Annotated in this window: 24 protein-coding genes and 1 riboswitch; of the genes, 12 read left to right on the forward strand and 12 right to left on the reverse strand. The window is 66.0% G+C overall.

Annotated elements, in window-relative coordinates; all coding sequences use genetic code 11:
* A partial coding sequence (locus tag ACX80G_RS05440; RefSeq protein ID WP_459306244.1) for a transposase occupies positions 1–443 on the forward strand: 443 nt, incomplete at its 5' end.
* 105 nt (positions 444–548) lie between these two features.
* Complete coding sequence (locus ACX80G_RS05445; RefSeq protein ID WP_459306246.1) at positions 549–1451, forward strand: HNH endonuclease; 903 nt, start codon at positions 549–551, stop codon at positions 1449–1451.
* Between the two features lie 153 nt (positions 1452–1604).
* Here the strand turns inward: ACX80G_RS05445 and ACX80G_RS05450 are convergent, their stop codons facing one another.
* Positions 1605–3800 (reverse strand): MMPL family transporter, encoded by a 2196-nt coding sequence (locus ACX80G_RS05450; protein ID WP_459306248.1) that lies wholly within the window; start codon positions 3798–3800, stop codon positions 1605–1607.
* Between the two features lie 120 nt (positions 3801–3920).
* Between ACX80G_RS05450 and ACX80G_RS05455 the strand changes: the two genes are divergently transcribed.
* The 3 genes from ACX80G_RS05455 to ACX80G_RS05465 all read left to right on the forward strand — a co-directional run bounded on the left by ACX80G_RS05455 (position 3921) and on the right by ACX80G_RS05465 (position 7350).
* Positions 3921–4394, forward strand: a complete 474-nt coding sequence (locus tag ACX80G_RS05455; RefSeq protein WP_459306250.1) for a MarR family winged helix-turn-helix transcriptional regulator — start codon at positions 3921–3923, stop codon at positions 4392–4394.
* Between the two features lie 21 nt (positions 4395–4415).
* Positions 4416–6017 carry a phytoene desaturase family protein gene (locus ACX80G_RS05460; protein ID WP_459306252.1) on the forward strand — a complete coding sequence of 534 codons (1602 nt, stop codon included), beginning with the start codon at positions 4416–4418 and terminating at the stop codon, positions 6015–6017.
* Positions 6018–6168: 151 nt separating this feature from the next.
* The gene (locus tag ACX80G_RS05465) at positions 6169–7350 is read left to right on the forward strand and encodes an ATP-grasp domain-containing protein (RefSeq protein WP_459306254.1); all 1182 of its coding nucleotides are present in this window, start codon (positions 6169–6171) and stop codon (positions 7348–7350) included.
* A gap of 10 nt (positions 7351–7360) precedes the next feature.
* Here the strand turns inward: ACX80G_RS05465 and murJ are convergent, their stop codons facing one another.
* Complete coding sequence (gene murJ / locus ACX80G_RS05470) at positions 7361–8863, reverse strand: murein biosynthesis integral membrane protein MurJ (protein ID WP_459306256.1); 1503 nt, start codon at positions 8861–8863, stop codon at positions 7361–7363.
* Between the two features lie 106 nt (positions 8864–8969).
* Here murJ and ACX80G_RS05475 point away from each other — a divergent pair, with 106 nt between their 5' ends.
* Together ACX80G_RS05475 and pabB are read left to right on the forward strand one after the other, a co-directional pair.
* On the forward strand, positions 8970–9587 hold the full coding sequence (locus ACX80G_RS05475) for a LysE family transporter (RefSeq protein ID WP_459306257.1): 618 nt from the start codon (positions 8970–8972) through the stop codon (positions 9585–9587).
* Between the two features lie 25 nt (positions 9588–9612).
* Positions 9613–11658, forward strand: a complete 2046-nt coding sequence (pabB, locus tag ACX80G_RS05480) for an aminodeoxychorismate synthase component I (RefSeq protein ID WP_459306258.1) — start codon at positions 9613–9615, stop codon at positions 11656–11658.
* Positions 11659–11961: 303 nt separating this feature from the next.
* Here the strand turns inward: pabB and ACX80G_RS05485 are convergent, their stop codons facing one another.
* Positions 11962–12222: a GlsB/YeaQ/YmgE family stress response membrane protein gene (locus ACX80G_RS05485; protein WP_459306260.1), complete on the reverse strand. Its 261-nt coding sequence runs from the start codon at positions 12220–12222 to the stop codon at positions 11962–11964.
* Positions 12223–12371: 149 nt separating this feature from the next.
* Here ACX80G_RS05485 and ACX80G_RS05490 point away from each other — a divergent pair, with 149 nt between their 5' ends.
* The 4 genes from ACX80G_RS05490 (at position 12372) to ACX80G_RS05505 (ending at position 15328) form a co-directional block, all read left to right on the forward strand.
* A complete protein-coding gene (locus ACX80G_RS05490; protein WP_459306261.1) occupies positions 12372–13256 on the forward strand; it encodes an aminodeoxychorismate lyase in 885 nt (294 codons plus the stop codon).
* Between the two features lie 86 nt (positions 13257–13342).
* Positions 13343–13705, forward strand: coding sequence for a YciI family protein (locus ACX80G_RS05495; RefSeq protein ID WP_459306263.1), 363 nt, complete (start codon positions 13343–13345; stop codon positions 13703–13705).
* Positions 13706–14044, forward strand: a complete 339-nt coding sequence (locus ACX80G_RS05500; RefSeq protein ID WP_459306265.1) for a YciI family protein — start codon at positions 13706–13708, stop codon at positions 14042–14044. It abuts the gene before it with no gap.
* Positions 14045–14056: 12 nt separating this feature from the next.
* On the forward strand, positions 14057–15328 hold the full coding sequence (locus tag ACX80G_RS05505) for an RNA polymerase sigma factor (RefSeq protein ID WP_459306267.1): 1272 nt from the start codon (positions 14057–14059) through the stop codon (positions 15326–15328).
* Here the strand turns inward: ACX80G_RS05505 and ACX80G_RS05510 are convergent.
* The 3 genes from ACX80G_RS05510 to ACX80G_RS05520 are packed head-to-tail and all read right to left on the reverse strand — an operon-like array spanning position 15325 to position 18241.
* Complete coding sequence (locus ACX80G_RS05510) at positions 15325–16128, reverse strand: energy-coupling factor transporter transmembrane component T family protein (RefSeq protein ID WP_459306268.1); 804 nt, start codon at positions 16126–16128, stop codon at positions 15325–15327. The two genes, ACX80G_RS05505 and ACX80G_RS05510, sit on opposite strands and share 4 nt — an antisense overlap.
* Positions 16125–17618: an ABC transporter ATP-binding protein gene (locus ACX80G_RS05515; protein ID WP_459306270.1), complete on the reverse strand. Its 1494-nt coding sequence runs from the start codon at positions 17616–17618 to the stop codon at positions 16125–16127. Before ACX80G_RS05515 ends, ACX80G_RS05510 begins: the two co-directional genes overlap by 4 nt.
* A gap of 5 nt (positions 17619–17623) precedes the next feature.
* A complete protein-coding gene (locus ACX80G_RS05520; protein ID WP_459306271.1) occupies positions 17624–18241 on the reverse strand; it encodes an ECF transporter S component in 618 nt (205 codons plus the stop codon).
* 65 nt (positions 18242–18306) lie between these two features.
* A riboswitch (TPP riboswitch) is annotated at positions 18307–18424 on the reverse strand.
* Positions 18425–18564: 140 nt separating this feature from the next.
* Between ACX80G_RS05520 and ACX80G_RS05525 the strand changes: the two genes are divergently transcribed.
* A complete protein-coding gene (locus ACX80G_RS05525; RefSeq protein WP_459306273.1) occupies positions 18565–18825 on the forward strand; it encodes a DUF4235 domain-containing protein in 261 nt (86 codons plus the stop codon).
* A gap of 6 nt (positions 18826–18831) precedes the next feature.
* Here the strand turns inward: ACX80G_RS05525 and mnhG are convergent, their stop codons facing one another.
* The 6 genes from mnhG to ACX80G_RS05555 are packed head-to-tail and all read right to left on the reverse strand — an operon-like array spanning position 18832 to position 25174.
* On the reverse strand, positions 18832–19227 hold the full coding sequence (gene mnhG / locus ACX80G_RS05530; protein ID WP_459306274.1) for a monovalent cation/H(+) antiporter subunit G: 396 nt from the start codon (positions 19225–19227) through the stop codon (positions 18832–18834).
* Entirely contained in the window at positions 19224–19487 is a 264-nt protein-coding gene (locus ACX80G_RS05535) for an MrpF/PhaF family protein (RefSeq protein ID WP_459306652.1), read from the reverse strand. The genes mnhG and ACX80G_RS05535 overlap by 4 nt, the downstream gene beginning before the upstream one ends.
* A complete protein-coding gene (locus ACX80G_RS05540; RefSeq protein ID WP_459306275.1) occupies positions 19487–20071 on the reverse strand; it encodes a Na+/H+ antiporter subunit E in 585 nt (194 codons plus the stop codon). Before ACX80G_RS05540 ends, ACX80G_RS05535 begins: the two co-directional genes overlap by 1 nt.
* On the reverse strand, positions 20068–21678 hold the full coding sequence (locus ACX80G_RS05545) for a Na+/H+ antiporter subunit D (RefSeq protein ID WP_459306277.1): 1611 nt from the start codon (positions 21676–21678) through the stop codon (positions 20068–20070). Before ACX80G_RS05545 ends, ACX80G_RS05540 begins: the two co-directional genes overlap by 4 nt.
* A complete protein-coding gene (locus ACX80G_RS05550; RefSeq protein ID WP_459306278.1) occupies positions 21675–22169 on the reverse strand; it encodes a Na(+)/H(+) antiporter subunit C in 495 nt (164 codons plus the stop codon). The genes ACX80G_RS05545 and ACX80G_RS05550 overlap by 4 nt, the downstream gene beginning before the upstream one ends.
* The gene (locus ACX80G_RS05555; protein WP_459306280.1) at positions 22166–25174 is read right to left on the reverse strand and encodes a Na+/H+ antiporter subunit A; all 3009 of its coding nucleotides are present in this window, start codon (positions 25172–25174) and stop codon (positions 22166–22168) included. The genes ACX80G_RS05550 and ACX80G_RS05555 overlap by 4 nt, the downstream gene beginning before the upstream one ends.
* Positions 25175–25221 lie beyond the last annotated feature (47 nt).

Below are 25221 nucleotides of genomic sequence, written 5' to 3' on the forward strand. Positions count from 1 at the left end.
ATCAGGCCCCGAACGAGCCCGCGGCGCGGGCAGCGTTGGAGGAATTCGCGGCCTCGGAGCTAGGGAAGAAAAACCCGAACACCGTCCGGGCCTTCGAGGACGCCTGGGACCAATTCACCCCGTTCCTAGCCTTCCCGCCGATGCTGCGCAGGGTCATTTACACCACCAACGCGATCGAGTCTTTGAACTTCCAGCTCCGAAAGATCATCAAGAACCGCGGCCATTTCCCCTCCGACGACGCGGTCGTGAAACTGCTCTGGCTGGCGATCTGCAACATCGAGGACAAACGCGCCCGCGAACGAGCCAAAGAACGAGGCCGCGGCCATGACGCTATACGCAAAGCCGACGGACGCCTCGTCGAAGGCCAAGTCACCACCAACTGGAAACAAGCCCTCGCCCAACTCGCCCTCGCTTACCCCGACCGCATCAACCCCCACCTATGAAAACCACCCAGAGGCACCCCGCTTACACAAACAACTTGACAGGCTCAAGTCCTGCACCCCGAGTCGATTAGTAGCCGGCATCGCAAGGCTGTCCAGGAACGCCGCGTGTATCTGGACCCGGCCCAGGACGGGATGGCCTGGCTCCAAGCATTCCTACCGACCGAGCAAGCCGCGGGGATCTACCACCGGGTCGACACTGCTGCCCGGAACTTACAGGGCCCCGACGAACCCCGCACCCTCACCCAACTCAGGGCTGACGTCCTCATCGACGCACTCACCAGCGCCGGCCCCGAATCCGTTGGTGAGACCAACCCTGAGAGGGCTACCGGTGATTCTCTTACCCGATCACGGGCCCGGTCACAGGCCGAAGCACCCGGTGAAGGCAACCAGCCGCGGGAGGGCAACCAGTCCGGTGAAGGCAACCAGTCCGGTGAAGGCAACCAGTCCGGGGAGGGTAACCAGTCCGGGGAGGGCAACCAGTCCGGTGAAGGCAACCAGTTTTGGGGTGTGCAGGCGAAGGTCTTCGTGACGGTCCCGGTGTTGACCCTCATGGGTGGGGATGCGCCGGGTGAGTTGGAAGGGTACGGGCCAATCGACCCGGACACTGCCCGCAGGCTCGCCGGGCACGCGCCGTCGTTTACCAGGATCCTCACCCACCCCTTCACGGGGGCCAGGCTCGGGGCTGATGCAACCACGTACCGGGTCCCCAAAGACCTCCAAGATGCTGTGAGAGTCAGAGACGGGACGTGCCGGCATCCGGGGTGTAACCGGTTGGCGGTGTTCTGCGAACTCGACCACACGATCCCCTGGTCCCGGGGCGGGACGACCAGTTACTCAAATCTGGCAGCGCTCTGTAAACGTCACCACATGTTCAAAACGGAGGGTTTCTGGCACTACACCCAACCCGAACCCGGGACGATCACCGCGATCTCCCCCGCCGGGGAAACCTACACCACCAAACCCAACCCACCACCCACCCCACCACCAGAAACCCCACCACCCTTCTAAGGTGAAGCCCCTCCCCAATCGCCGAAGTGGGAGATCCGGCGTCTCAGAACGACTCAGAACGCCGTCAATCCGCCAGATCCCACGCCTCGGCGAAGAGGGTAATCGTGGCATGCCGCTTGGCCGGAACGCTAAGAAAGAGCGTACGGGGGATGCTTACCCGCGATGGGCTGGCTCGGCGCGGTGTTCGTGCTCCTGGCGCCCGGGAGCCTCTCCCGCAGAGCCCCTGTGCACCGGTCCGGATTCCCTGCCCAGCCGTGACGGCCACCAGATGCGGTGACCCAGGTCGTAGGCCAGAGCGGGCACCAGCAGCGAGCGAACAATGAGCGTGTCCAGCAGCACCCCGAAGGCCACGATGAACGCAATCTGGGCCAGGAACAGGATCGGAATCACCCCGAGCGCGGCGAAGGTCGCGGCCAGCACTACCCCCGCCGACGTGATCACGCCGCCAGTGACGCCCAGACCCCGCAGGATTCCCGGGCGGGTGCCGATCCGCAGCGACTCCTCCCGGACGCGTGTCATCAGGAAGATGTTGTAGTCCACGCCGAGCGCCACGAGGAACACAAACCCGAAGAGTGGCACCGAGGCATCGGCGCCGTCGAAGCCGAACACGTTGTTGAATACCAGCGCCGAAACGCCCAGCGCCGTGGCGTAGGACAACACCACGCTCGAGATCAGCAGCACCGGCGCTACCACGGAGCGGAGCAGCAGCATGAGAATGACCAGGATCACCGCGAGCACAATCGGGATGATCTTCACCAGGTCGGCCTGCGCCGTGTCGTTGGTGTCGATGGCAATCGCTGTCACACCGCCCACCAGCGCCTCCGGGCTGGCGTCGTCGAGCTCGGTCCGCAGGTCCCGCACCACGTCCTCGGCCGCTTCTGAATCCGCCTGGGACTGCAGGGTTCCGGAGATCAACACGTTGCCGTCGCGGACGACGACGGCGGCACCGGGTTCTGGCGACTCGACAGTCAGTGCCGCGTTGGTGATGCCCGACTGACCCTGCACCACCTCCAGCACAGCATCCTGGTCCTCTTCGGGGGCGATAACCGAAACCGGGCTGCCGGAGCCGGCGTCGAAGTGGCGTGCCAGGGCGTCCTGCCCGTCCACAGCGTTGGATTCGGTCAGGATCAACGCCGATTGCGGCACCCCGTTGGCCTGCAGTTGAAGCAGTCCCAACGACCCGGCGACCAGCACCAGGAAGGACGCCACCCACACGGTCCGCGCGTGCCGTGAGATCAGCGTCGCCGTCCGCTTCCAGATACCGCGCAGACCTTCCAGCCCGGTGGCGTCGACGCCGGCCGGCTGGACATGATGGGAGCCGGCCTTGGGGCGCAACGGCCAGAACGCAGCCCGGCCAAAGAGCAGCAGGAACGCCGGTAGCAGGGTCAGGGCGGCGCCCAGCGAGAACACAATCCCGATCGCAGCGATCGGCCCCAGGCTCCGGTTCGAGTTCAGATCGGAGAAAAGCAGGCAGAGCAACGCCAGGATGACTGTCGCGCCGGAGGCGAGGATCGGTTCAAACGAGCCGCGGTACGCCACCCGCATCGCCTCCCACTTGGACTCGAACTCGCCGAGAGCCTCACGGAACCGGGCCACCAGCAGCAGGGCATAGTCGGTGGCGGCACCGATGACCAGGATGGACAGGATGCCCTGACTCTGACCGCTAAGCTGGATCCATCCCCAGCTGGCCAAGGCATAGACCAGCAGGATGGAGGTTGCGAGAGCAAATACAGAGGTCAGCAGCACCAGAAACGGCAGAATAATGGATCGGTAGACGGCCAACAAAATCACGAAGACTGCCAAGAGGGCGACGCCGAGCAATAGCCCGTCGATACCGCCGAACGCGCTGACCAAGTCGGTGGCGAAGCCGGCTGGCCCCGTGACATAGCCGGTGGTGCCCTCGGGAATTTCGGCGGTCAGCACATCGCGGAGCGACTCCACCACCTCACCCAGCTCGGCATCGTCGGCAACGAACGCGATGTATTGGATGGCAAAGGAATCTTCGGATGGCACGGGCCCAATGACTGTGGGGCCACCAGCCTCAGTCGCTTCTAGACCGTCGACGGCGGCGAGCGACGCAGTCAGCTCCTCGTAGACCCCCAGCTCCGCCGGCGGGATCTCCGTAGCCGATTCCACAACGATTACGGCGGGCAGGGCATCCGAATCGGTGAACTGTGTCTGCAGCTCCCCAGCCTCCGTGGACTCGGCGCTCGCTGGCAGGAACGACGCCTGGTCATTGCTGGACACCTCCTCCAACTTGCCGAACGTGGGGCCACCGAACGCCGCGCCGACTAGCCACACCAGGACGACGACGGCGGGCAGCAGGACCCGCAACCACTTGCTGTGCATGATGAACGCCTCTCGAAGTAATTATCTCTAGAGAAGACTATATCTATGATGGAGATAAATGGATAGACGGACTAGAGTTGTCGATGCGGCACCTGTTCAACCGATGAGGTGAAAGGACACATGGTAGAGAATCCGGGCCCTGAACTGATGGCGCTGCTCCAGCAGTTCACCGTTGAGACGGATCGGTATGTTGATGCTGTCAGCGCGCGCGATTCCCTCTACCGCACTGATCTCAACGCCCTCGGTGTGATGATGGGCGCGGCCCGCGCAGGGGCAACGGTGACTCCCGGAATGCTCCGCTCCGAACTGCACCTGAGTTCCCCCGCCACCACCGCGTTGGTGGACCGCTTGAACAGTGCGGGCCACGTGAAACGCACCAGGAGCGACGTCGACCGCCGTCAGGTTCACCTCGAGATGACCGAAAAAGCGATGGAGACCGGGGGGAAGCTCTTCGCCCCCCTAGCGCAGCACATCAGCGGCGCGCTGAAGAACTTCTCGACCAAGGAGCAACTGCTGCTCGCCGAGATGATGCGCCAGATTACCGCGGCGACCATTGCGGCGCGGAATGACGTGGACCAACCACCAGCCCTTTAGCCGGGTTGCTAGGGTGAGTCAATGGATCGATCACGGGCCGGACAGGATCATTTCGACGCAGTAGTGGTGGGCGGCGGACACAATGGGTTGGTCGCCGCCACGTATCTGGCCAAAGCGGGCCGGTCGGTGGTGGTCCTTGAACGCCAGGACCACGTCGGTGGAGCGGCGGTGTCGGCCGAGGCCTTTCCAGGCACTGGGGCGCGGTTGTCGCGCTACTCCTATCTGGTGAGCCTGCTCCCGCAGCAGATCATCGACGATTTGGGGCTCGACCTTGAACTGGTCCGCCGACGCTACTCCTCCTATACGCCCTTACCCGGGGGCGAGTCGGGGCTGCTGGTCGACACCGAGGACCGGAAGGCGACCCGCGACAGTTTCCGGCGCATTGGCGCCGGCCCGGACGCCGGTGCCTTCGGCGAATTTTACGGCCGCACTGCGATCCTTGCGGACAAGCTTTGGCCCACCTTCACCAAACCACTGCTTAGGCGGTCCGAGGCGAAGGGCCTCGTCGGCGACGACGAGATCTGGAACGACTTCATCGAGCAGCCACTCGGCGGGGTGATTGAGCGGGCCGTGGACAGCGATCTGGCCCGCGGAGTGCTCCTCACCGACGGCCTGATCAGCACCTTCGCCCGGGCCCACGACGAGGACCTGCAGCAAAACAAATGCTTCCTCTACCACGTGGTGGGTCGCGGCACCGGGGACTGGGATGTCCCGGTGGGCGGGATGGGCGCTGTCAGCGGCGCCCTGGAACGAGCCGCGCGGGCAGCGGGGGTGGTGATCCGCACCGACGCCGAGGTGACCGGGGTGGCCCCCAACGGCGTCGTCCACTACCACCCCACCGGCGAGACTTCTCGGACGCAGCGCGTCACCGGTGAGTACGTACTCGCCAACGTCACCCCGGCCGTGTTGGGTCAGCTGATGGGCGGCCCCCGCACTGATGGTTGGCTCGCTCACGGCGGCGGCGCTGAAGGCGCGCAGGTCAAGGTGAACCTGCTCCTTTCTCGACTGCCGAGACTCAGGGACCCTGAGGTTCAGCCCGAGCAGGCCTTCGGCGGCACCTTCCACATCAACGAGCTGTACTCGCAGCTCGATACCGCCTACACGGCCGCCGAGAATGGTCAGATCCCGTCGCCGCTGCCCATCGAGATCTACTGCCATTCACTGGCCGACCCCTCGATCCTGTCAGATTCGCTGCGGGAATCGGGCGCCCACACCCTGACCGTCTTCTCGCTGCAGACCCCGCACCGGCTGACCCATGACGCGGATCATGATGCCCTGCGGGCCGAACTCCAGGCCGCAGTGCTCGCCTCACTGAACAGCGTGCTGGCCGAACCCGTCGAGGACTGCATCCTGCTCGACGGCGACGGGCGGCCCTGCATAGAAACGAAGACCACCCTCGATCTGGAGGGCACCCTGGGCCTGACCGGCGGCAACATCTTCCACGGGCCGCTGTCGTGGCCGTTCGCTGAAGACGACGCACCCTTGGAGACGCCCGCGCAACGGTGGGGCGTTGCCACCGACCACCCGCGGGTGTTGCTGTGCGGCGCGGGGTCCCAGCGCGGCGGCGGAGTCAGCGGTTTGGGTGGCCACAGTGCGGCGATGGCGATGCTCGAGGAGCATTAGAGCTTGATGAGAAAGCACCGCGACGGCGCGGCATCCCGCCGTCGCGGGGGGTCCCGACAGTAAAGTAAAAGCCTACTAAACCTGGATCAACAGCAAGCGTCTGAACCGGTGCGGAGCATCGGGCGGCCGCTCACCACATCTTGAGGCGAGCGTGACATACACATCACATGAGGGGCCGCGAGCCCTGGTCATCAGTACCAGCCGGGACAGGGGTGCCCTCGCTGCCGTCCGATCCTTGCGCCAGTCCGGCTGGCTGGTAGGTGTTGGCACCCCCGACGACGGCGGAATGCTCGGCGCGTCAGCCGCCTGCTCCGCCCGGCATGTAGTGCCCCGACCGCGCCAGGACGGCAGCGCGTTCACCGAGGGTGTCCGCCGGGCGGTGGCTCTCGGGTCGTACGACGTCGTGTTCGGCGGCGGCGACGACTGGATGGCAGCGCTCGCAACCTACCGCGACGACATCCCCACCCATGTGGCCCATCCGCCCGCCGCGGTGGTCGACGCTGCCCTCAACAAGGTGGACCTCACCGCACGCGCCCACCGGCTCGGCCTCGCGGCACCCCGCACTGTGCCAGCCACCGACCAAACCATGACGGAGTGGCGGGGTCCGGTGGTGGTCAAATGCCTGTCGCACTGGGCCCACGGGCAGACCCGCCCCCACCGGATTGAAGCGAAACTTTTCCCCGACGTCGTCTCGGCTGGCCCTCAGATCGACCGGGTTCGGAAAGCCGGCGCCGAACCGATTCTGCAGAAACCGGTCCAGGGTCATCTGGGCGCGCTGATCGGCGTCTTCCACGACGGCCGCCTCAACGGCCGGGTGCAACAGGTCACCTCCCGGCTCTGGCCCACACCCAACGGTGTGTCCACCCGCGCGGAGACCGTACCCGTGGACGAGGAGTTGGCCGCCCGCGCGGAGGCTCTGCTGAGTGATCTGGACTGGTGGGGGCTGGTGGAGTTGCAGTTCCTAATCGACGACGACGGCGTCCATCACCTGATCGACCTCAACGGCCGGTTCTTCGGCTCGATGGCTTTGACCAACGCATCACGTCCGGGACTGACCGATCTGTGGGGGCGTCTGGTGCTGGGTGAGAACGTAGAGAAGTTAGCCGACGCTACCCCGGGGATGCGCTACGCGTGGACCGCCGGGGACCTGCGACGGGCCAGCGTCGAACGACGCGGTGGGCCGGTTGCAGACGTGGTGAACACCCTGCGGTGGGCGGGCCGGTCCCGCCACAGCGTGTGGGATGTCAAGGATTTGGGGCCGACCCTGCACCTGGCCTCGGCTCGGCTGCGACGGGTGGACCGGAAGCCCACACCGGCCGCAGCCGTCCCCTGATCCGCCTCGGTCAACCCCGCCGCCCCCGCCGTGCGACGCCTTTGACCAGGTCGAGGGCGAGGAGCCGCTCCGGCGCGCGCAGCAGCGCCAGCCCGGCCAGGTACACCCCGCACACCACCAGCGCCACAGCCCCGCCGGCCACTAGGGCGGGTTGCTCCGCCACCACCGCGAGCACGGCGACGCCGGCCACTCCGGCTATCGCCGCGAGCCCCAGGGCCCGTGCCAGAAGCGCCGTGGCCGCCCCAAGATCAAGACCCTGATGGCGGCGGTGCAGCAGCCAGCTGTTTGCAAGGGCTGCGAAGCCCAGGGAGGCAGCGGTGGCCAGCGCGATACCGGCAATGCCCATAGTCGGCGCGAGCAGGATGTCACCGACTACGTTGATGACCATAGCGATCACCGCTACGACCACCGGCGCCCGCGCATCGCCGAGGGCGTAGGAGGCACTGACCACCACTTGCCGGCACCCAAGTGCCAGCAGTGCTGGCGCATACCAGGCCAAAGCGGTGGCCGTTGCAGCGATGTCATCGCCGGTGAAGGCACCGCGGCCGAAGGCCACCTCCGCGAGCGGTTCGGCGGCAATAATCATCACTACACACAACGGCGTCAGTACGGTCACAGCTACCGCAAGCCCCCGCCCGACCAGCCGGCGCACTTCGGCGATGTTGGTTGAGGAAGCGCTCAACGCCGGATACAGGGGTACGAGGAGGGACGCAATGATCAGGGTCTCGGGAAGATTCACGAGACGCCAACCGTAAGACAGGGCGGTGATGGCACCTTCATCAAGGGTGGAGCCCACCGCTCGATCCACCAGCGTGTTAATGTTGCCGATTGCGCTGCCCACCAGCATGGGCGGCATTAGCCGCGCCATTTCCCGAAACCCCGGGTCGCGAAGGTTCAGCCGGGGACGCACCCCGGTACCCAGGGAGAACAGCGGCGGGAGTTGCAGGAGCAGCCTCGCCCCCGATCCGACGACGAAGCCCACGGCGAGCGCGGCAATCCCGTAGGTGGGACCGAACAGTCCCGCTGCGCCGATCATGATGATGTTGAACGGAACCCCCTGGAGAGCCGACCAGGCAACCCGCCCATGCGACTGCGACAGGGACGCCAGCAGATCAGTTCCGGCGATCAGCACCGTCGCGATCAGCACGATGCGGGTGAGCGCTTCGGTGGTCTCGGCCTGGGCGCCGTCGAACCCCGGGGCAATAATCGCGGTTACCGGACCGGCGAAGATGCTCATCACCACCCCGCCCACACCGAGCACGATCATAGTGACGGTGAGGGCGGTATCGAACCCGGGGTGGCCCCGGCACCCGCCCTCTTCCTCAGCGGCCTCGCGGGAGGTGACAGGGATCGCCGACCGGGCCATGGCGTAGGCGATCAGGCCCAGCACAATGTTCATCAGGCCCTGGGCCACCAGGTAGGCGTCGAGTGCGGCACCGGCGCCGAAGACGGCGGCGATGACAACGTCACGGACAAACCCGAACAGGGTGGACACGGCGGTCAGGCCGGTCACCAGTAGGGCTGCCCTTCGTATACCTGGCCTAGTCACCCTATGACGATACATTTCGTGGTCTGGATTCCCCGCACCGCGGGGCCAACGCCGCAGCTAGGATCAGTTGGTGACATTTTCCGTCTGGCTGGCTCTGCTTGGAGCCCAGGCCCTCATCAGTTTCAGCCCCGGCGCGGGGGCGGTCAACACCATGAGCAACTCGCTGACGGTGGGTTTCCGTCGGTCGATGTGGGGCATCCTCGGGCAGCAGGTAGCCCTCCTGGTGCACATTGCGGTAGTGGCTGCCGGCGTCGGGCTGCTCGTGGCGAGTTCACCGGTGGCGTTCAACGTGATCCGCTTCGGAGGCGCCGCGTACCTGGTCTATCTGGGCATCCGGAAGCTCTTCCAGGCCCCCGAGCTCGAGGAGGCAGCCGCCGTCCGCCGGGTGGAGGGCGCCTTCTCCCTGTTCCGCCGGGGCCTGTGGGTGAACCTGCTCAACCCGAAGGCCATCGTCTTTTTCCTCGCCTTCATCCCCCAGTTCATCAGGCCCTCCGAACCGCTGCTGGGCCAATACGGCATCCTGGCGGGCACTGTGGTGGCGATCGACGTGCTGGTGATGTGGTTCTTCTATGCGGCTGCCGCCAAATCGTTCAGGCGGTTTACGCAGAACCCGCGCGGGCAGGTCGTCCTCAACCGTGTCTTTGGCCTACTGTTTGTAGCCGTGGGCGTCCTGCTCGCCGTCGCCTGACGACACCCCGAAGGATCCACTGCCCATGCCACCGACAGCCGGGACCGCCGTCGCACCGTTGATCATTGCTGTTGACGGTCGCTCGGGGGCCGGCAAGACCCGGCTCGCGGTCGAGTTAGCCGCGCTGCTCCGTGAGCACCACACGGTGAGCCTGTTTCACCTCGAAGATATTTACCCGGGCTGGGATGGCCTGGAATCCGGCATGGACCGTTACGTTGCGTCGGTGCTCCGCCCTCTCGCCGCCGGGCGCACCGCCACCTGGCGGGCCTGGGACTGGGCCGCCGGCGACGATGGCCCGGGACGCCGCACCGAACCAGCCGACGTCGTCATCGTTGAGGGGGTGGGCGCAGCCTGCCGGACCGCTCGGGAATTCCTTGACGTCAGCATCTGGGTGGACGCCCCTGAAGAGGTCAGGCGTTCCAGCGCGCTGACCCGCGACGGTGACACCTACGCGCCGTTCTGGGAGCGCTGGGCCCGGCAGGAACAAACGTGGCTCGACCACGATCAGCCGCAGGTCACCGCCGACCTGGTGGTTGACGGGCACCAGGACGCCGCGGCACCGGAGCGGGCCCGGGTGGCCCTGACCGGGCTGCCTCAGTGCGGATCGCTGCTCGCGGTGGAGCGCGCGCAGCGCCGCGCCGCCTCCGTCCAGGTCGAGCGGCTGGCCGGCTGTCCCGATGGTGGTGCCCTGTTCGCCGCCCTCTATGGGCCTTCCGAGGCCGCCGTCTGGCTGGACAGTTCGGACGCGGAGGCGGGTGTGGGCGGGCGGAGCCGGTTCAGCATCATGGCCGACGACGGCGGGCAGTACGGCCAGCTGGCCCGGCACACCGCCGGCAGCACCGAGATCGTCTCCGGGCCGGTCACGGCCCGGATCCCCGGGCCGTTCTTCCGCTGGCTCGACACGACCTGGGGTCGTCGGGCGGTGCCTACCCCCGAGGACTATGAGTGCGGCTTTACGCTGGGCTGGCTCGGCTATCTTGGCTATGAGCTCAGACGGGAAACGGGTGGCATTTCGGTCCCCGCCAGCCCTCTCCCTGACGCGGTGCTCCTGTTCGCGGGCCGCGCCGTCGTCCTGGACCACGAGCAGCAGGCCACCTATCTGCTGACCCTGGCCGGGACCTCCCACGACGAAGACGCACAGGAGTGGCTCGCCTCGGCCCGCGCAGCCGTCGCTGAGGCGCACCCGCAGGACCCTGCCCCGGCCGCCGGCCCGGCGCCGGTCTTCACCTCCCGCGACACCCGGACCGGCTACCTGGACAAGGTCCGCCGGGCGCAGGCGGAGATCCGGGAGGGCAACACCTACGAGGTGTGCCTGACCACCTCCCTGCAGGCCCACACCGCCGAGCCCCTGCGGCCCCTCGACGTGTATGGTTCCCTGCGCCGGGTCAGCCCGGCTCCCTTCGGCCATTTCCTCAGGTTTCCGGGTTTCGCTGCGGCCAGCACCTCCCCTGAGCGGTTCCTGCAGCTCAGCGCCAGCGGCTCCTTGCGGGCCGAGCCGATCAAGGGCACCCGCCGTCGTTCGCCTGATCCGGAACTCGACCGAGCCCTGCGGGAAGACCTGCTGACGTCCCACAAGGACCGCGCCGAGAACATCATGATCGTTGATTTGCTGCGCAACGACCTGTCCCACGTTGCCGTCCCCGGCAGCGTGAGCGTCAGCCGGTTGTGCGAAATTGAGCGGTACGCCACCGTCTACCAGATGGTGAGCACCATCGACGCCCAGCTGCGACCCGGGACGTCCCGCACCGAGGCCGTGGCCGCTGCATTCCCCGCCGGGTCGATGACCGGCGCGCCAAAGATCAGCACAATGGCCATCCTCGACCGGTTGGAGGGAGCCCCGCGCGGCCTGTATTCGGGCGCCGTCGGCTACTTCTCGTTGAACGGCGCAGCCGACCTCGCCGTCGTCATCCGTACGCTCGTGCTTGAGGACGACGACGGCGGCACCCGCCTGACCCTGGGTGTTGGCGGGGCGATCACCGCCGACTCAAACCCGGCGGACGAGTGGGATGAGGTCCGGGCCAAGGCGTTTGGCGTGTTGTCCGGTCTCGGCGCCGAATTCCCGGATAGCTAGGGCAAGCCGGCCGCGCCGTCAATCAGATCTGACGCAGCAAGGCATCAGTATCAGTGCGGAGGAGCGAAATCGAACGGCGCACAGTTCCCAGCGCAAAACCTAGAGGAACCAAGATCAACGACACCAAAATGACCCATGGCTGGCTGAGCACAGCCTGACCAGCCTGCAGGTTTGCTCAGGTTGCGCGACCCGTTCAGGGGGTTGCGGCGCGACACGCCGGCGAACGGCCCATTGCGGTACCAGCACCTGGGCAGACCTGCACGCCGTCGGGAAGAACCAACCGGCCGGAGCCGGTCCGGCTGTTTAGCGGCGGACCTTGCGGCGTCCGCTGATGCCCTCGGCGACGCCAATCAGCAATACAGAAGCGATCACAGCTGCCACGAAGCCGATCACGTTAAGTTCGAAGATCTTCCCGGTTCCCAGGAGGCTGGCAATGATGCCGCCGATCACTGAACCGACAAGTCCCAACAGCAGCGTCGCCAGCAGCCCGAGGTTCTGCTTGCCCGGTTTGATGAGGCGCGCGAGCGCGCCGATGATGAGACCCGCGACGATAAATCCGATCACAATGACTGTCCATTCTTTGAGAGCATTCCCGTTACCACGGGGATGCGTACAACTAGTAACACTACTGATGAAATTCTATCCGATACCGTTGTCGCGAGAAGATAGGCCAAGGACACCGTCGTCGGCCGACGCGCAACTATGCTGATGCCATGACTGTTCTCGTGTTCCTCGATCCTGACTACGACAACGGCCGCGTCGCTGACGCCTCGGTGCCGCAACTGATGGCCACCGACCTCGGCGCCACCCGCGGGGATGGCATCTTCGAGTCCCTGCTGGCGCTCAATGGGGAAGCCCGGAAGGTGCAGGCCCACCTCGACCGGCTCGGGTCATCGGCACACGCGCTCAACCTGGACCTGCCCGCCCAGGATGCTTGGCGTCGGGCCATCGCCACCGCGCTCGACGCGTACGCCGCGACGACGACGGGTCCGGCCGACGTGGAACTGGCGGTGAAGCTCATGGTCACCCGCGGCGTTGAGGGTGCCGATTCCCCCACCGCCTGGGTGCAGGTGTCCCCGGTCCCAGCCAGGACGCAACGTCAGCGGCGAGACGGTCTGGCCGTGCTGTTGTTGGACCGTGGCTACGACAGCACTGTGGCGCAACGGGCTCCGTGGTTGCTGATGGGAGCGAAGACCCTGTCCTACGCCGTCAACATGGCGGCCGTCAGGTATGCGCACGACCACGACGCCGACGACGTCATCTTCACGTCCTCCGACGGCAAGGTCCTGGAGGGGCCGACGTCGACCGTGTTGCTGGCCCGGGTCCGGGACGGCATCAAGACGCTGCTGACCCCGCAGCTGGAAAGCGGGATCCTGCCCGGGACCTCGCAGAACGCGTTGTTCACGGTGGCGAAGGCTGCGGGGTGGGAACTGGGGTACGGGCCGCTGGTCCCGGCTGACCTGTACGACGCCGACGGCGTCTGGCTGATTTCCAGCATCCGTCTCCTCGCCCCGGTAAATTCCCTCGACGGTCAGCAGATCGCCGCTGCCCCTGAGCTCACTGCCGAGCTGTCGGAGTTGGTGGCAAAAATTTCCTGAGCCGGGTGTCGATTTCGGCTCCATTCGACCGTCATGAAAATGAGCGACGCAAACGGCGTCCTCACAAGGGCACGATAGGAGATGCGATGAGCACCGAATACATCATCCTGCTACACGACAACGAGACAGCCTGGCAGGAAGCGACCCCCGAGCAACGAGCCGCGACGTACGGCCGACACACCGAGTTCGCCCGGCGCTGCGCCGAAGACGGGCACACCATGACCGGCGGCGCCGAATTGCAGCCGTCCGCAACCGCCAGGATCCTCCGCGGCGAGACTGTGGGCATCACGGACGGCCCCTACACCGAGACCGCCGAACAGCTGGGCGGGTTCTATCTGGTGGAAACCGACAACGTAGAAGCGCTGACGAAACTGGTCAATGAGTTATTGGCTGATACCACCGGGCCGGCGGAGATCCGGGCCACGATCCGACCGAGCGAGGGCGGCTAAATGAAAGTCGCAGTGTTTCTGTACCAGGATGAGTCGGTCTGGGCCAACGCCACCGAGTCCGAGCAAGCGCGGTACATGGCCGAACATGATGCCTTCTCCGAGGCCGCACGCCGACGGGGGAAGGTCATCGCGGGTGAAGCCCTCGCCCCCGTGTCCACCGCCACGACGGTACGCCGTCGAGGCAACCAGGTGGGCCTCACCGATGGACCGTTCGCGGAGACCGCGGAGCAGCTGGGCGGGTTCTATGTGCTCGACGTCCCCGACCTTGACGTGGCGGTTGACCTGGTGAAGCTGCTGCCCGAATACACGGTCGAACTGCGTCCCGTCGTCGAGTACTAAAGGCCAACGCCGATGCCGGGTCTACCCGATGCCGCAGCGGTCGCGCTCGAGCGGGCCTGGCAAGAGCACTGGGCGCGGTTGCTGGCCCTCCTGGTGGGCCGCTTCCGTCGCCTGGATCTGGCCGAGGACGCGCTGACTGATGCTTTTGCCACGGCGGTACGCACCTGGCCGCGCGACGGCATCCCGGAGTCGCCGGCGGCGTGGCTGCTGACTGCCGCCCGCCGTCGGGCCCTTGATCGGGTGCGTTCGGAGGCCATCGCGCAACGCCGGGAACCGCTGATGGTGGTGGACGCCGAGGCGCGGGACGCAGCGGCCAACGCCGTCGACGACGGCGGGCACATCCCCGACGAGCGGCTAAGGATGCTCTTCACCTGCTGCCATCCCGCTCTGTCCCCCGACGCCCGGGCGGCGTTGTCCCTCCGGTTCGTCAACGGGCTGAACGTCAGCGAGATCGCCCGGCTATTCCTGGTGCAGGAGCCAACCATGGCGGCCCGCCTCACCCGGGCGAAAAAGAAGGTGGCGGCAGCTGGCATCCCCTTCACCGTGCCCGCACCGGAGCGGATGGCCGAACGGCTGGACGTCGTCGCCGCCGTCATCTACCTTGTGTTCACCTCCGGGTACGCGCCGGCCACCGGCGATGGACCGGTACGGACGTCGTCAGCGGCCGAGGCCATCCGGTTGGCACGGGTGCTTGATGCCCTGCTTCCTGACCAACCGGTCGTGCTCGCCCTGCTGAGCCTGATGACCCTGCAGCATTCCCGTCGGGACGCTCGGGTCTCACCCTCTGGGGCGCTGGTGCTCCTTCCCGATCAGGATCGCAGCCAGTGGCACACCGGCGAGATCGGCGTTGGGCTGGAACTGCTGGGACGGGTCCCCGCCGACAGTCTTGCTCTGGCCAGGGACTATGCGCTCCAGGCGAGGATCGCTGCCCAGCACGCGGTCGCCGCGCGCGCAGCAGAGACCGACTGGGGACGCATCGCCTACCTGTACGCCGAGTTGGACGCGCTGACCGGTTCGCCGGTGGTCCGCCTCGCGCGCGCTGTTGCGGTGATGGAAGCCGATGGGCCGGACGCCGGGCTCCTGTTGCTCGATGGGCTAGACGGACGGCTCCCCCATCATCACCGGCTGCCTGCGGTGCGGGCGGAACTCCTGGTTCGCGCGGGGCGGAACGCTGAGGCAGGTGCCTCATTCGACGCCGCTATCGCCTTATGCGGGAACGAAGCGGAACGTGACCATCTCCGCCGGCGGGCCGCCGAGATCGCTGGACGGCGCCGAGCTCCTTAGGACGCGCCGAGGAGGAAGTTCCAGGTCCCCGCCAGTACCGCTGCGGTCACCGCGGCCCCGGCGATCAGTATCCCCGCCAGACAGACCCAGAGGTCGAGCCGGCTGAAGGTGCTTTCCCTCGCCCAGGTGCGGTCTCCGGCCCCGAAACCGCGCGCCTCCATGGCGACCGCCAGCCGGGTGGCACGGCGGATAGCCTGCACGATCAGGCCAAACGCCTGCCCAAGAAAGCTTTTCAGCCGGGCCACCGGGTTACCTTCAGACCCGACGCCCCGTGCATGCCGGGCCAGTCCGAGGGTCCGCCACTCATCGACCAGCAACCCGACAAGCCGCAACCCCGCCAGGGCACCCAACACAAAGCGGTGCGGCAGCCGCAGCTTTTGCGCCAGCGCATCGGCCAGATCTGTCGGGTCGGTGGTGCTCAGCAGTAAAATACCGGGAAGGGCGATGGCCAGCCCGCGTAGACCAATGGCGATCCCCGAGTTCACCGAGTCCTGGGTGAACAGGATCGGCCCAATTTCCAGCAGGACCGCGCCGGTCTTCTCGGCCAGCAGTGCCGTGCCGTAGGCGGCGACCACCGCTGCCGCCACCAGGGGCCAGGTCCGCTTCAGCAGTTGCCAGGCGCTGATGCCGCTCAGCGGCAGCAGCAGCAGTTCACACCCGAGGACGACGGCGGCGCTCACCCAATCGATGCTGAGCATCACCACGATCGTTACCAGCACAGCGGCGAACAGCTTCGACAACGGGTTGGCCCGTGACAGCAGCCGTCCCGTGAGCTGGGGGGTCAGAACATTGACGCTCACAACGTCGCCTCCAGCACGGCCCGGCGATCGTCGACCCGCAGCACCCGGCTCCCCAGCGCTGCGGTGAATTCCTGGTCATGCGTGACCGCGAGGAGGCTGCCGCCGTTGTGGATCAGTTCCGCCAGCAGTGCCACCAGTTCCGCCCAAGTGTTGGCATCCTGCCCGAAGGTGGGCTCGTCCAGCACCAGGATGTCAGGATCGGTGACCAGCATGGTCGCCACCGAGAGCCTCCGCTTTTCGCCGCCGGACAGCGTGAACGGGTTGGCCTGCAACAGCGAGGTCAGCCTGAGCCGCTCGGCGATGGGATCCACCCGCCGTCGCACTGCTGCCTCGTCGCTGCCCGCCAACCGCCGGGGACCAAACTCCAGCTCGTCGATCACCCGGTGGGTCAGGAACTGGTGTTCGGGTTCCTGAAAGACCGTTCCGATGCGGGTCACCAGTTGCGCCGACTTCCAGGCGTGCGGATTGCTCCCGATGCCACGGGTTAGCGCGGGTGCCGCCTCCAACCGGCCGCCCCGCGTCGGTAGCAGGCCAGCGAGGGTCAGTGCAAGCGTCGACTTCCCTCCCCCGTTGGGACCGACAATTCCCAGAGAGCATCCTGCGCTCAGGGTGACATTGACGCCGTCGAGCACGGCCGGGCCGCGCTTGGTCCGCGCCACCGCGAGTCCGCTCGCTGCGAGCAGCGCTTCCCCCGGCTCGGGCCGCAGCACGGGGGGCGTCCGTTGTTGGCCGGGGATCCACACTCCGGCTTCCGCCAGCCGGGCGCGGGCCGCCGGGTCGGTGAGCACCGTGCCGGGCGGTCCATCAGCGAGGATACCGCCGTCGGCCGCAAGCACCACCACCCGGTCCACCACGTCGGCCCACACGGCCACCCGGTGCTCCACCACCACGAACGTGGCGCCGGTGCGGTCCAGGACCCGCACGACGGCGTCGCGTACCTCCAGCACGCCGGCCGGGTCGAGGTTAGCCGTGGGTTCGTCGAGGAGCAGCAACCCCGGCTGCATCGCCAGCACTGCCGCCAGCGCCAGGCGTTGCTTCTGGCCCCCGGAGAGTGCCGTTGTCGGATGGTTCAGGGGGACGGCCAGCCCGACGTCGTCGAGCGCGCGTCGGACACGTTCCCAAATCTCCGTCCGGGGAACGGCTTGGTTCTCGGCACCAAAAGCCACCTCGTCGCCCACCCTGGCCAGCACGATCTGCGTGTCGGGGTCCTGGAGGACCAGTCCGGCGCGCCCGCGCACTGCCCCCGGGGGCTGGCCATCGAGGGTGAGGGACCCGTGCTGTTCGCCCTGCCCCTCGTCCCCGAGGACCCCGGCCAGCCCGTGCAGCAGGGTCGATTTCCCTGACCCGGACGCACCCAACAGCAACACCCGCTCACCAGGCGCGACCGCCAGGTCAAGGTCCTGGACCGCGGGGATCTTGCGCCCGGCGTGGCGCCAACTCCAGCCCTGCGCGCTGATGCTGACGGCCGGAGCGCTGACCAGTTCAGCCATCCCGGTTAGACGTCAGCCGTTCGTCCGGAGGCGAAAGCCGAGAGGACTCCCGTTTTGGCCAGGGCTCGGACCGCCAGCCAGGAGACCAACCCGGCAATCACTACCCCCGAGATGGCAGCGAATGCCACGTACATCAACTGCCACTCCACCGCCCACAGCGCGTTGTAGAGGACGTTCTCGCTGATCGCCAAGGCGAGCCCGGAGCCGAGGCCCGCAAGCAGTGCCACGCCAAGGTTCCACGTGCGGTACAGAAAGAGCAGGAAGATCAGCTCCGCGCCGATCCCCTGGATGAGGCCGGACAACAGGGTGGTCAGTCCGAACTGGGTGCCGAGCATCGCCGAAACGGCTGCTGCCAGCACCTCGCAGTAGATGGCGGCGCCCGGTTTCCTGATGATGAGGCCCCCGAGGACTCCGGCGATCAGCCAGCCGCCGGTGTAGAGACCGGCCAGTGGAGGGAAGGCACCGGTGAGGGCTGAAATACCCGTGTAGCCAGCCGACCAGGCGAAAAACACCACCCCGACGGCGACCGCCACCACCGAGGCGACCACGATATCGACCACCCGCCATTGATTGCGGGTCCGAAAGGTGGGGGTGCTGTGGGTCTGTGCTGTTGATGAAGCCATGAAGAATCCTCCTGAGGTGCAGGAGGGGAGGGTAGACCGGCCCGCAGCAATGCCGCTGGCCGGGCACCCTGAGATACTCGACTCCCTTCGCCGGTACTAGCCGGATCAGGTTCGAGGGTCTGCGGCAGTCCGCACTCTCAGCGCCCGCCCACCTGGATGGACGGCGCTCCCCTGTCGTATGTTTAGCAATCTCGACTCTACACCCGTGGTGTTCCTGGCTGCCAACGCGGCAGGGATGGGAGAGTCCGATGGCGGGAGGCGCGTCGTCGTAGCCGGAGGGAAACGCTAGGCTTGGAAAAAAGCCACCACCGAAGGAGAAACCCATGAATCAGCTTATGAAACTGCTCGGCGTTGCGCTGAGCCTTGGCGCTGGCATTGTTGGCGCCAAGCTAGTGGATTTTATCTGGCATAAGGCCACCGGCAAATCGACACCAAAGGAAGAGGATGCCCTCGAAAACAGCCTGCGTTCCGCCATCGCGTTCGCTCTGATCTCGGGAGCCGTGCGTGCCGTTTTACAGGTGCTGACCAACCGCACCACCCAGAAGGCAGCCCTGCGCTTCGCGAAGACCCGCAATCTGACGTAGACAGTACTACGTATCCTCGGGGCGCTCGGTCGGTTTCCGACCGGGCGCCCTTTTGTTGGCCGCACGCTCCACTACCTCATCCAGTTCGTCCATGCTGAGCAGATCACGCCTCATGTGCTTGGTCCGGTAGCCTGCCCGGCCCACCATGTGTGCTGAGACCGGGACGGTCAGCAGCATGAAAATCCAGCACACCACCAGGACAGGAACCAACACCCAACTGCGCAGTTGCAGCCCCATCGCCAGCAGGAACAAGAGCAACCCCAGTACCTGTGGTTTGGTGGCCGCGTGCATCCGGGTCAGCAGGTCAGGGAACCGGAGCAGTCCGATCCCGGCCGCCAACGACATCAGAGCTCCACCCATGAGCAGCAGGGCGGTCAGGGCATCGGTCACTGTGTCGCTCATGTCCTGCTCCTGTCCGTGACAAAGCGGGCCACGGTGACCGAACCGATGAACCCGATCACCGAGATGGCGACCAGGAGCACCACATTATCTAGATGCCGGTTGACGGCCATGTCCATGGCGAGCGCTCCACCGATGGTTGCAAGCAGCACGTCGATGGCCAGCACCCGGTCCAGGATCGACGGGCCGCGGGCAATCCGGTAAAGCGCACACAGGGCCGCCAGGATGAGGAATCCTCCGGCGATGGTGATAGCAGCGACCATCATGTATTGGCCCCTCCTTGGTGGTTCGCGTTCTCCGCGGCAAAGCGCATTTCGGTCTTCAGCAACACGAGGTCGTCCCGGGTTCCCATCATCCGGATGAGCCAGGCTTCGGTGGCGCGCACATCAGCTCGGATCTTTGCAGCGTCCTCGGGCGTTGCGACGTTCAGGCAATGCAGGTACAGGGTGGACGTAGACCGGTCCACCTCGACGATCAAGGACCCTGGAATCAGGGACAGCGCGTGGCCAGTGGCGGTCACCAACAGGTCAGACTGGCTGCGCAGCCGCACCGCGACAACAGCGTTGACGAGCCGTGGACCGCGGGTAACGGAGAGCCAGAACACCTCGAAGCTCGCGACTACAAGTTTGTAGATAAAGCGCCCCGTGAAGGGCACCGCGTACAGCACATTGAACCGGCCACTGAGCTCCACCGGCGGAAGGTAGAGCAGGTTGGCAACCCCGTAGGCGATCAGTCCGCCAAAGACGAGGTTGCCTACGCTGAAGTCCTGCCACAGGGCGCCCCAGACGATCACCAGCCAGATAATCAAAGGCAATTCGGTGATGAAGGGGATCCGCTGCCGACTCATGGAGTGCTCCCCTCGCCGAGGACAGCATCGATGTAGTCGGTGCGCTCCAGCATGTTCCGTGCAGCATTGTCGCTGATTTCGAAGAGCGGCCCTGCCAGCAGCGTCAGGAGCACGCCCAGCCCGACCAGCCCCATCGTTGGGCCGACCATGGTACGGGGCAGCAGGTCTACCGGATTCCGCCCTGAGAATCGGCCGGTGGATTCGCCGTTGACGCGCTGCGAGGTGCGAACCGAGGAGCCATCAGCTTTGGTGGCCAGCAGGATCGGATCCGGGTGGAGGGCGTCTTCGGGGCGACGCCAGAACGCGCGGTTCCAGACCCGGGCTACCGCCAGCAGGGTCAGCAGGCTGGTGAGCACACTGGCGGCGACGGCACTGTAGGCGATCGGCGAACCCAGCTCCACCCCGGCCTGCAGGATGCCTAGCTTGCCCAGGAAACCTGAGAAGGGAGGGATGCCGGCCAGGTTCATCGCCGGGATGAAGAAAAGGACGCCCAGCAAGGGGGATATCCTGGCAAGCCCACCGAGACGGTCCATGTTGGCGGTCCCACCGCGGCGTTCGATGAGCCCGGTGACCAGGAACAGGCTGGTCTGCACCGTGATGTGGTGAGCCACATAGAAGATCGCGGCGCCCAACCCGACCACTGTCGAGATCGCCAGCCCAAAAATCATGAACCCGATGTGGCTAACCAGGGTGAAGGACAACATTCGTTTGATGTCCGCCTGAGCCAGGGCACCCAGGATCCCCACCAGCATGGTGAGGATGGCTACCACCATCAGCAAGGTGTTGATCCGGTCCCCAGGAAAGAGCAGCGTCTCGGTGCGCACCATCGCGTAGACGCCAACCTTGGTGAGCAACCCGGCGAACACGGCGGTAACGGGCGCGGGCGCCGTCGGGTAGGAGTCCGGGAGCCAGAAGGAGAGTGGGAACACCGCCGCCTTGATCCCGAAGGCGACCAGCAGCATCAGGTGCAGCATCATCTGGGTGGAGGGGTCTATCTCGCCGAGCTTGATCGCGAGGTCTGCCAGGTTGATAGTGCCGGTGGCGGCATAGATCATGCCAATCGCGATGAGGAAGAGCAGGGAGGACACCACGCTGACGACCACATAGGTGACGCCCGCCCGGATCCGTGGCGTGGTTCCGCCCAGGGTCATCAGGACGTAGCTTGCGGTCAGCAGGATCTCAAAGCCCACGTACAGGTTGAAGAGGTCTCCGGACATGAAAGCGTTGGAGACGCCGGCCACCAGGATCAGGTAGGTGGGGTGGAAGATCGAAATCGGTCCGTCTTCATCGCCGTCCGTCATACCCTGCCCGGTAGCGTAGATCAGCACGGCGAGGCTGACGGCCGTGGAGATGACCAGCATCAGGGCCGAGAATTGGTCGACAACCAGGGTGATCCCGAACGGCGGCATCCACCCGCCGATGAACACCGCCGTCGCCCCATGGTTGGCGGCATTGTGCAGCAGAAACAGTTCGAGCACCAGGGTGATACTGAGAGTCGAGATGCTGACCGCGCGCTGGGACCGGGAATGACGGATCAGTAGAAAGGCAATTGCCGCGCCGAGGAACGGCAAGACTACGGCCAACGGTGCGAGGCTTGCGATGTTCACCGGGACTCCTTCGGGTCGGAGGGAGGGCTGAGGACTCCGGCGTTTTGAGATCCAGGGGCTTCCTCAGCTTCCTCCAGCGGAGTGAATTCTGTTGTCTCCTCGGGAACGTCGGCGTCGTCTTCGGCATCGAAGCTGCCCTGGCTCGCCACCCTGCGGTCTTCCATGTCATCCTGGACCTCGTCGCGACGGCCCAGCACCCAGGACCGGTAGATGATGCCCAGCATGAAAGCCGTCACGGCGAAGGAGATCACAATGGACGTGAGGATCAGCGCCTGGGGCAGCGGATCGGAGTAGTCCTCGGCGGGAATGTCCGCCGAAAACAGCGGAGCGACGCCCGCTTGGCCCCCGGTCGAAAGAAGCAGGATGTTGGCGCCGTTGGCAAGGAGAATCAGGCCCAGAAGTACCCTGGTCAGGCTGCGTTCCAATAGGAGGTAGATGCCTGCCGCGAACAGGGCGGCCATCACCACCAGCAGGGTGATGTTCACGCTCATCGGACCACTCCCTCGCCGGATTCGGTGTGTTCTTGCTGTTGGGCCTGCATGTCGTCCGGGTCGTCGGTCGCTGAAAGGCCTTCGCTGCGCTCATCAATCTCCGATCCGAGGCTGCGCAGCACGTCGAGGACCAGCCCCACCACCACCAGGTAGACACCGATATCGAAGATCGTGGAGGTGACGAATTTGACGTCCCCGAAGACGGGCATGGTGAATTCGAGGATGGCGCTTTGCAGGATCTGGCCGCCCAGAAGGACGGGCACGACGGCGGTCAGCGACGCGGTGGCCATTCCCGTTCCCAGCAGGACGCCCGCACTGACCGGGCTGGCCTCTGCAAGCTCGAAGCGTCCACCGGCCAGGTACCGCACGGTGAGGGCCAGCCCCGCCATCAGGCCACCAGCGAACCCGCCGCCCGGAAGATTATGGCCGGCAAGGAGCAGGTAAATCGAGAAGATGATGATCGAGTGGAAGAGCAGCCGGGTGACCACTTCGAAGATGATGGAGCGGCGTTCGGGAGCGAGGGTGCGGCCTGCGACCAGCCAGGCGTCGCGGGAAACCGACGAGAACTTCCGCGCCAGTTCCAAGGCTGCAGCTTCCCGGCCGAACTTGGCAATCGGCTCCTGTCCACGGTCAACAGTTCCGGATTTGACGCTCTTCGCCCGCTGGCGGGTGTCGCCGCGCCCGCGGATGAAGATCAGGCTGGCAATGCCCGTGGCAGCGATGGCCAGGACGGAGATTTCGCCGTAGGTGTCCCACGCCCGGATATCCACGAGCGTGACGTTGACGATGTTCTCTCCGCCGCCGTCGTCGTAGGCCAACGCAGGGTATTCCAGCGACACCGGGACGGCGACGCGGGAGGCCATGGAGGACATGGCGATCGCGGCCATCACCAGGCCGAAGGAGATGCCCAGCACCGCTCGCAGCAACCGGTACCGGCCAGGTTCCCGCTGCCACAGCCGGGCTGGCAGGGAGCGGAGGGCGAGGACAAATGCCACCAGGACGATGGTTTCCACCAGCATCTGGGTCAGTGCCAGATCGGGTGCACCCTGCAGAGCGAAAATGAGCGCCATCCCGTAGCCGGTGACGCCCACCATCAGGACCGCCATGAAGCGTTTGGTGGCGCGGAGGGCCGCGAGGGCCCCGAGGATAATGACGACGCCGGCGACCATCTGGCCCGGAGAGTCAGCGAGGTGCCATTGGTCCGGTAGCGGGGCGTCGTAGAAGACGATCGCCGTCAGCGGGGTCAGGATGGCCATGGTCAGGATGACGAACAGGTAGAACGCCAGCGAACCACGCTGGGTGCGGCCGGTGACCCAGACGGCGACGTCGTCGAGGGTCCCAATGGTGTACTTGTAGCCGCGCTCGGCATCAACCAGCGACGGAACCTTGGCCTGGGCGCGTTCCACGTGGGCGCGGAACCAGAACAGCAGCAGCCCGGCGGCGATAGTCACCCCGGACAGCAGCAGGGCGGGTGTGAACCCGTGCCAGAGGGCGAGGTAACGTTCCTCGCCGTCGGCCTCGAAGAGGGTGACGTACGGCTGGATGATGGAATCCAGCGGGGCCGGCCAGAAACCGAGGACCACTGTGCATACGGTGAGCACCGCCGGGGCGAGGAGGAAGGACTTTTCGACGGTCTTGAACGGGGTGGGTTCCTTTCCTTTGCCCGCAAATCCGCCCCAGACAAACCGGGCACTGTAGCCGAAGGTGAGGGCCGAACCGGCAACAATGCCGACGAGCAGTATCGCCCCGAGGGGCGTGGGGTCGGTCTCGGCCTGGTGGACGAAGGTCTCAAAGACCGACTCCTTGGCGACGAACCCCAGCAAGGGCGGCAGCCCGGCCATGGATGCCGCGGCGATGGTGGCGACGACGGCCAGCACTGGCGCGGTCCGGCGGATCCCCGCGAGTTTGCGGATGTCACGGGTACCCGACTGATGGTCAATGATGCCGACGACGAGGAATAGGGTTGCCTTGAACAGCCCGTGGGCAACGAGCAAACCCAACCCGGCCAGCGCACCGCCTGGCCCGCCCAACCCGACCACCATGGTGAGGAAGCCAAGCTGGCTGACCGTCCCGTAGGCAAGGATCAGTTTGAGGTCATGCTGCCGCAGCGCTCGCCAGCCGCCGACGAGCATGGTCGCAAGTCCGAGGGTCATCACCATCGGCGTCCAGGACGCGGCCTCGGCGAACCCCGGCGCGAACCGGGCCACCAGGTAGATGCCGGCCTTGACCATGGCGGCGGCGTGCAGGTAGGCGCTCACCGGTGTGGGCGCCGCCATCGCGCCGGGAAGCCAAAAGTGGAAGGGGATCAGCGCGGATTTGGTGAGCGCGCCCACGAGGATCAGCCCGACGGCGACGTCGACCACCATCCCGGTGGCGAGCAGCGCATCGGATTGGGCCATGATGTCCGAGATCCGGTAGGTCCCGGCGGTCTGGCCGAGCATGATCATGCCCACCAGCATCGTCAGGCCGCCGAAGGTGGTCACGATCAGGGCCTGCAGGGCCGCGCGTCGGGCCGCCAGACGGTGCCGCGAGTAACCGATCAGCAGGTAGGACAGCACTGTGGTCAGTTCCCAGAAGATGAACAGCAGGATCAGGTCGTCGGCGGTGACCAGCCCGAACATCGAGCCCGCGAAGGCGAGCAGTTGGGCGCCGAACGGGCCGATGTTCGACTCATCTTGTTTGAAGTACCGAGCGCAGTAGAACAGCACGAGGGCGCCGATACCCAGGATGAGCAGCGACAGGACTGCTGACAGCGTGTCCATCCTGAACGCCAGTTCGAGCTTGAGGTCGGGGATCCATTGGAAAACTATCGACGGCGGTGCGTTGGGCTGACCTTCCGGGAGGCTCTGGCCCTCTCCCGTGTACTGACCGAACGTGGCAATCAGCCAGACGAACGCCGCCGCGGGGACGGCGGCAAGTACATAAAAGGCCGAGCGGCCGAGCCGCCGGAAGATCAGGGGCGCGCTGAGAGACACGGCGAACAACGCGATGAGCACGATGAGCACGATGATCTCCTGATCTCTCAGATGAGACGGTCAGCTGTTACCAGCAC

The organism is Arthrobacter glycogeni (assembly GCF_054510815.1).

Excerpts from the sequence above, each read along its gene's own strand:
- ACX80G_RS05505 (WP_459306267.1), top strand. The coding sequence starts at position 14,057 with ATGCCGGGTCTACCCGATGCCGCAGCGGTCGCGCTCGAGCGGGCCTGG.
- ACX80G_RS05525 (WP_459306273.1), top strand. The coding sequence starts at position 18,565 with ATGAATCAGCTTATGAAACTGCTCGGCGTTGCGCTGAGCCTTGGCGCT.
- ACX80G_RS05500 (WP_459306265.1), top strand. The coding sequence starts at position 13,706 with ATGAAAGTCGCAGTGTTTCTGTACCAGGATGAGTCGGTCTGGGCCAAC.
- ACX80G_RS05515 (WP_459306270.1), bottom strand. The coding sequence starts at position 17,618 with ATGGCTGAACTGGTCAGCGCTCCGGCCGTCAGCATCAGCGCGCAGGGC.
- ACX80G_RS05495 (WP_459306263.1), top strand. The coding sequence starts at position 13,343 with ATGAGCACCGAATACATCATCCTGCTACACGACAACGAGACAGCCTGG.
- ACX80G_RS05450 (WP_459306248.1), bottom strand. The coding sequence starts at position 3,800 with ATGCACAGCAAGTGGTTGCGGGTCCTGCTGCCCGCCGTCGTCGTCCTG.
- mnhG (WP_459306274.1), bottom strand. The coding sequence starts at position 19,227 with ATGAGCGACACAGTGACCGATGCCCTGACCGCCCTGCTGCTCATGGGT.
- ACX80G_RS05535 (WP_459306652.1), bottom strand. The coding sequence starts at position 19,487 with ATGGTCGCTGCTATCACCATCGCCGGAGGATTCCTCATCCTGGCGGCC.
- ACX80G_RS05550 (WP_459306278.1), bottom strand. The coding sequence starts at position 22,169 with ATGAGCGTGAACATCACCCTGCTGGTGGTGATGGCCGCCCTGTTCGCG.
- ACX80G_RS05520 (WP_459306271.1), bottom strand. The coding sequence starts at position 18,241 with ATGGCTTCATCAACAGCACAGACCCACAGCACCCCCACCTTTCGGACC.
- ACX80G_RS05540 (WP_459306275.1), bottom strand. The coding sequence starts at position 20,071 with ATGAGTCGGCAGCGGATCCCCTTCATCACCGAATTGCCTTTGATTATC.
- pabB (WP_459306258.1), top strand. The coding sequence starts at position 9,613 with ATGCCACCGACAGCCGGGACCGCCGTCGCACCGTTGATCATTGCTGTT.
- ACX80G_RS05455 (WP_459306250.1), top strand. The coding sequence starts at position 3,921 with ATGGTAGAGAATCCGGGCCCTGAACTGATGGCGCTGCTCCAGCAGTTC.
- ACX80G_RS05460 (WP_459306252.1), top strand. The coding sequence starts at position 4,416 with ATGGATCGATCACGGGCCGGACAGGATCATTTCGACGCAGTAGTGGTG.
- ACX80G_RS05490 (WP_459306261.1), top strand. The coding sequence starts at position 12,372 with ATGACTGTTCTCGTGTTCCTCGATCCTGACTACGACAACGGCCGCGTC.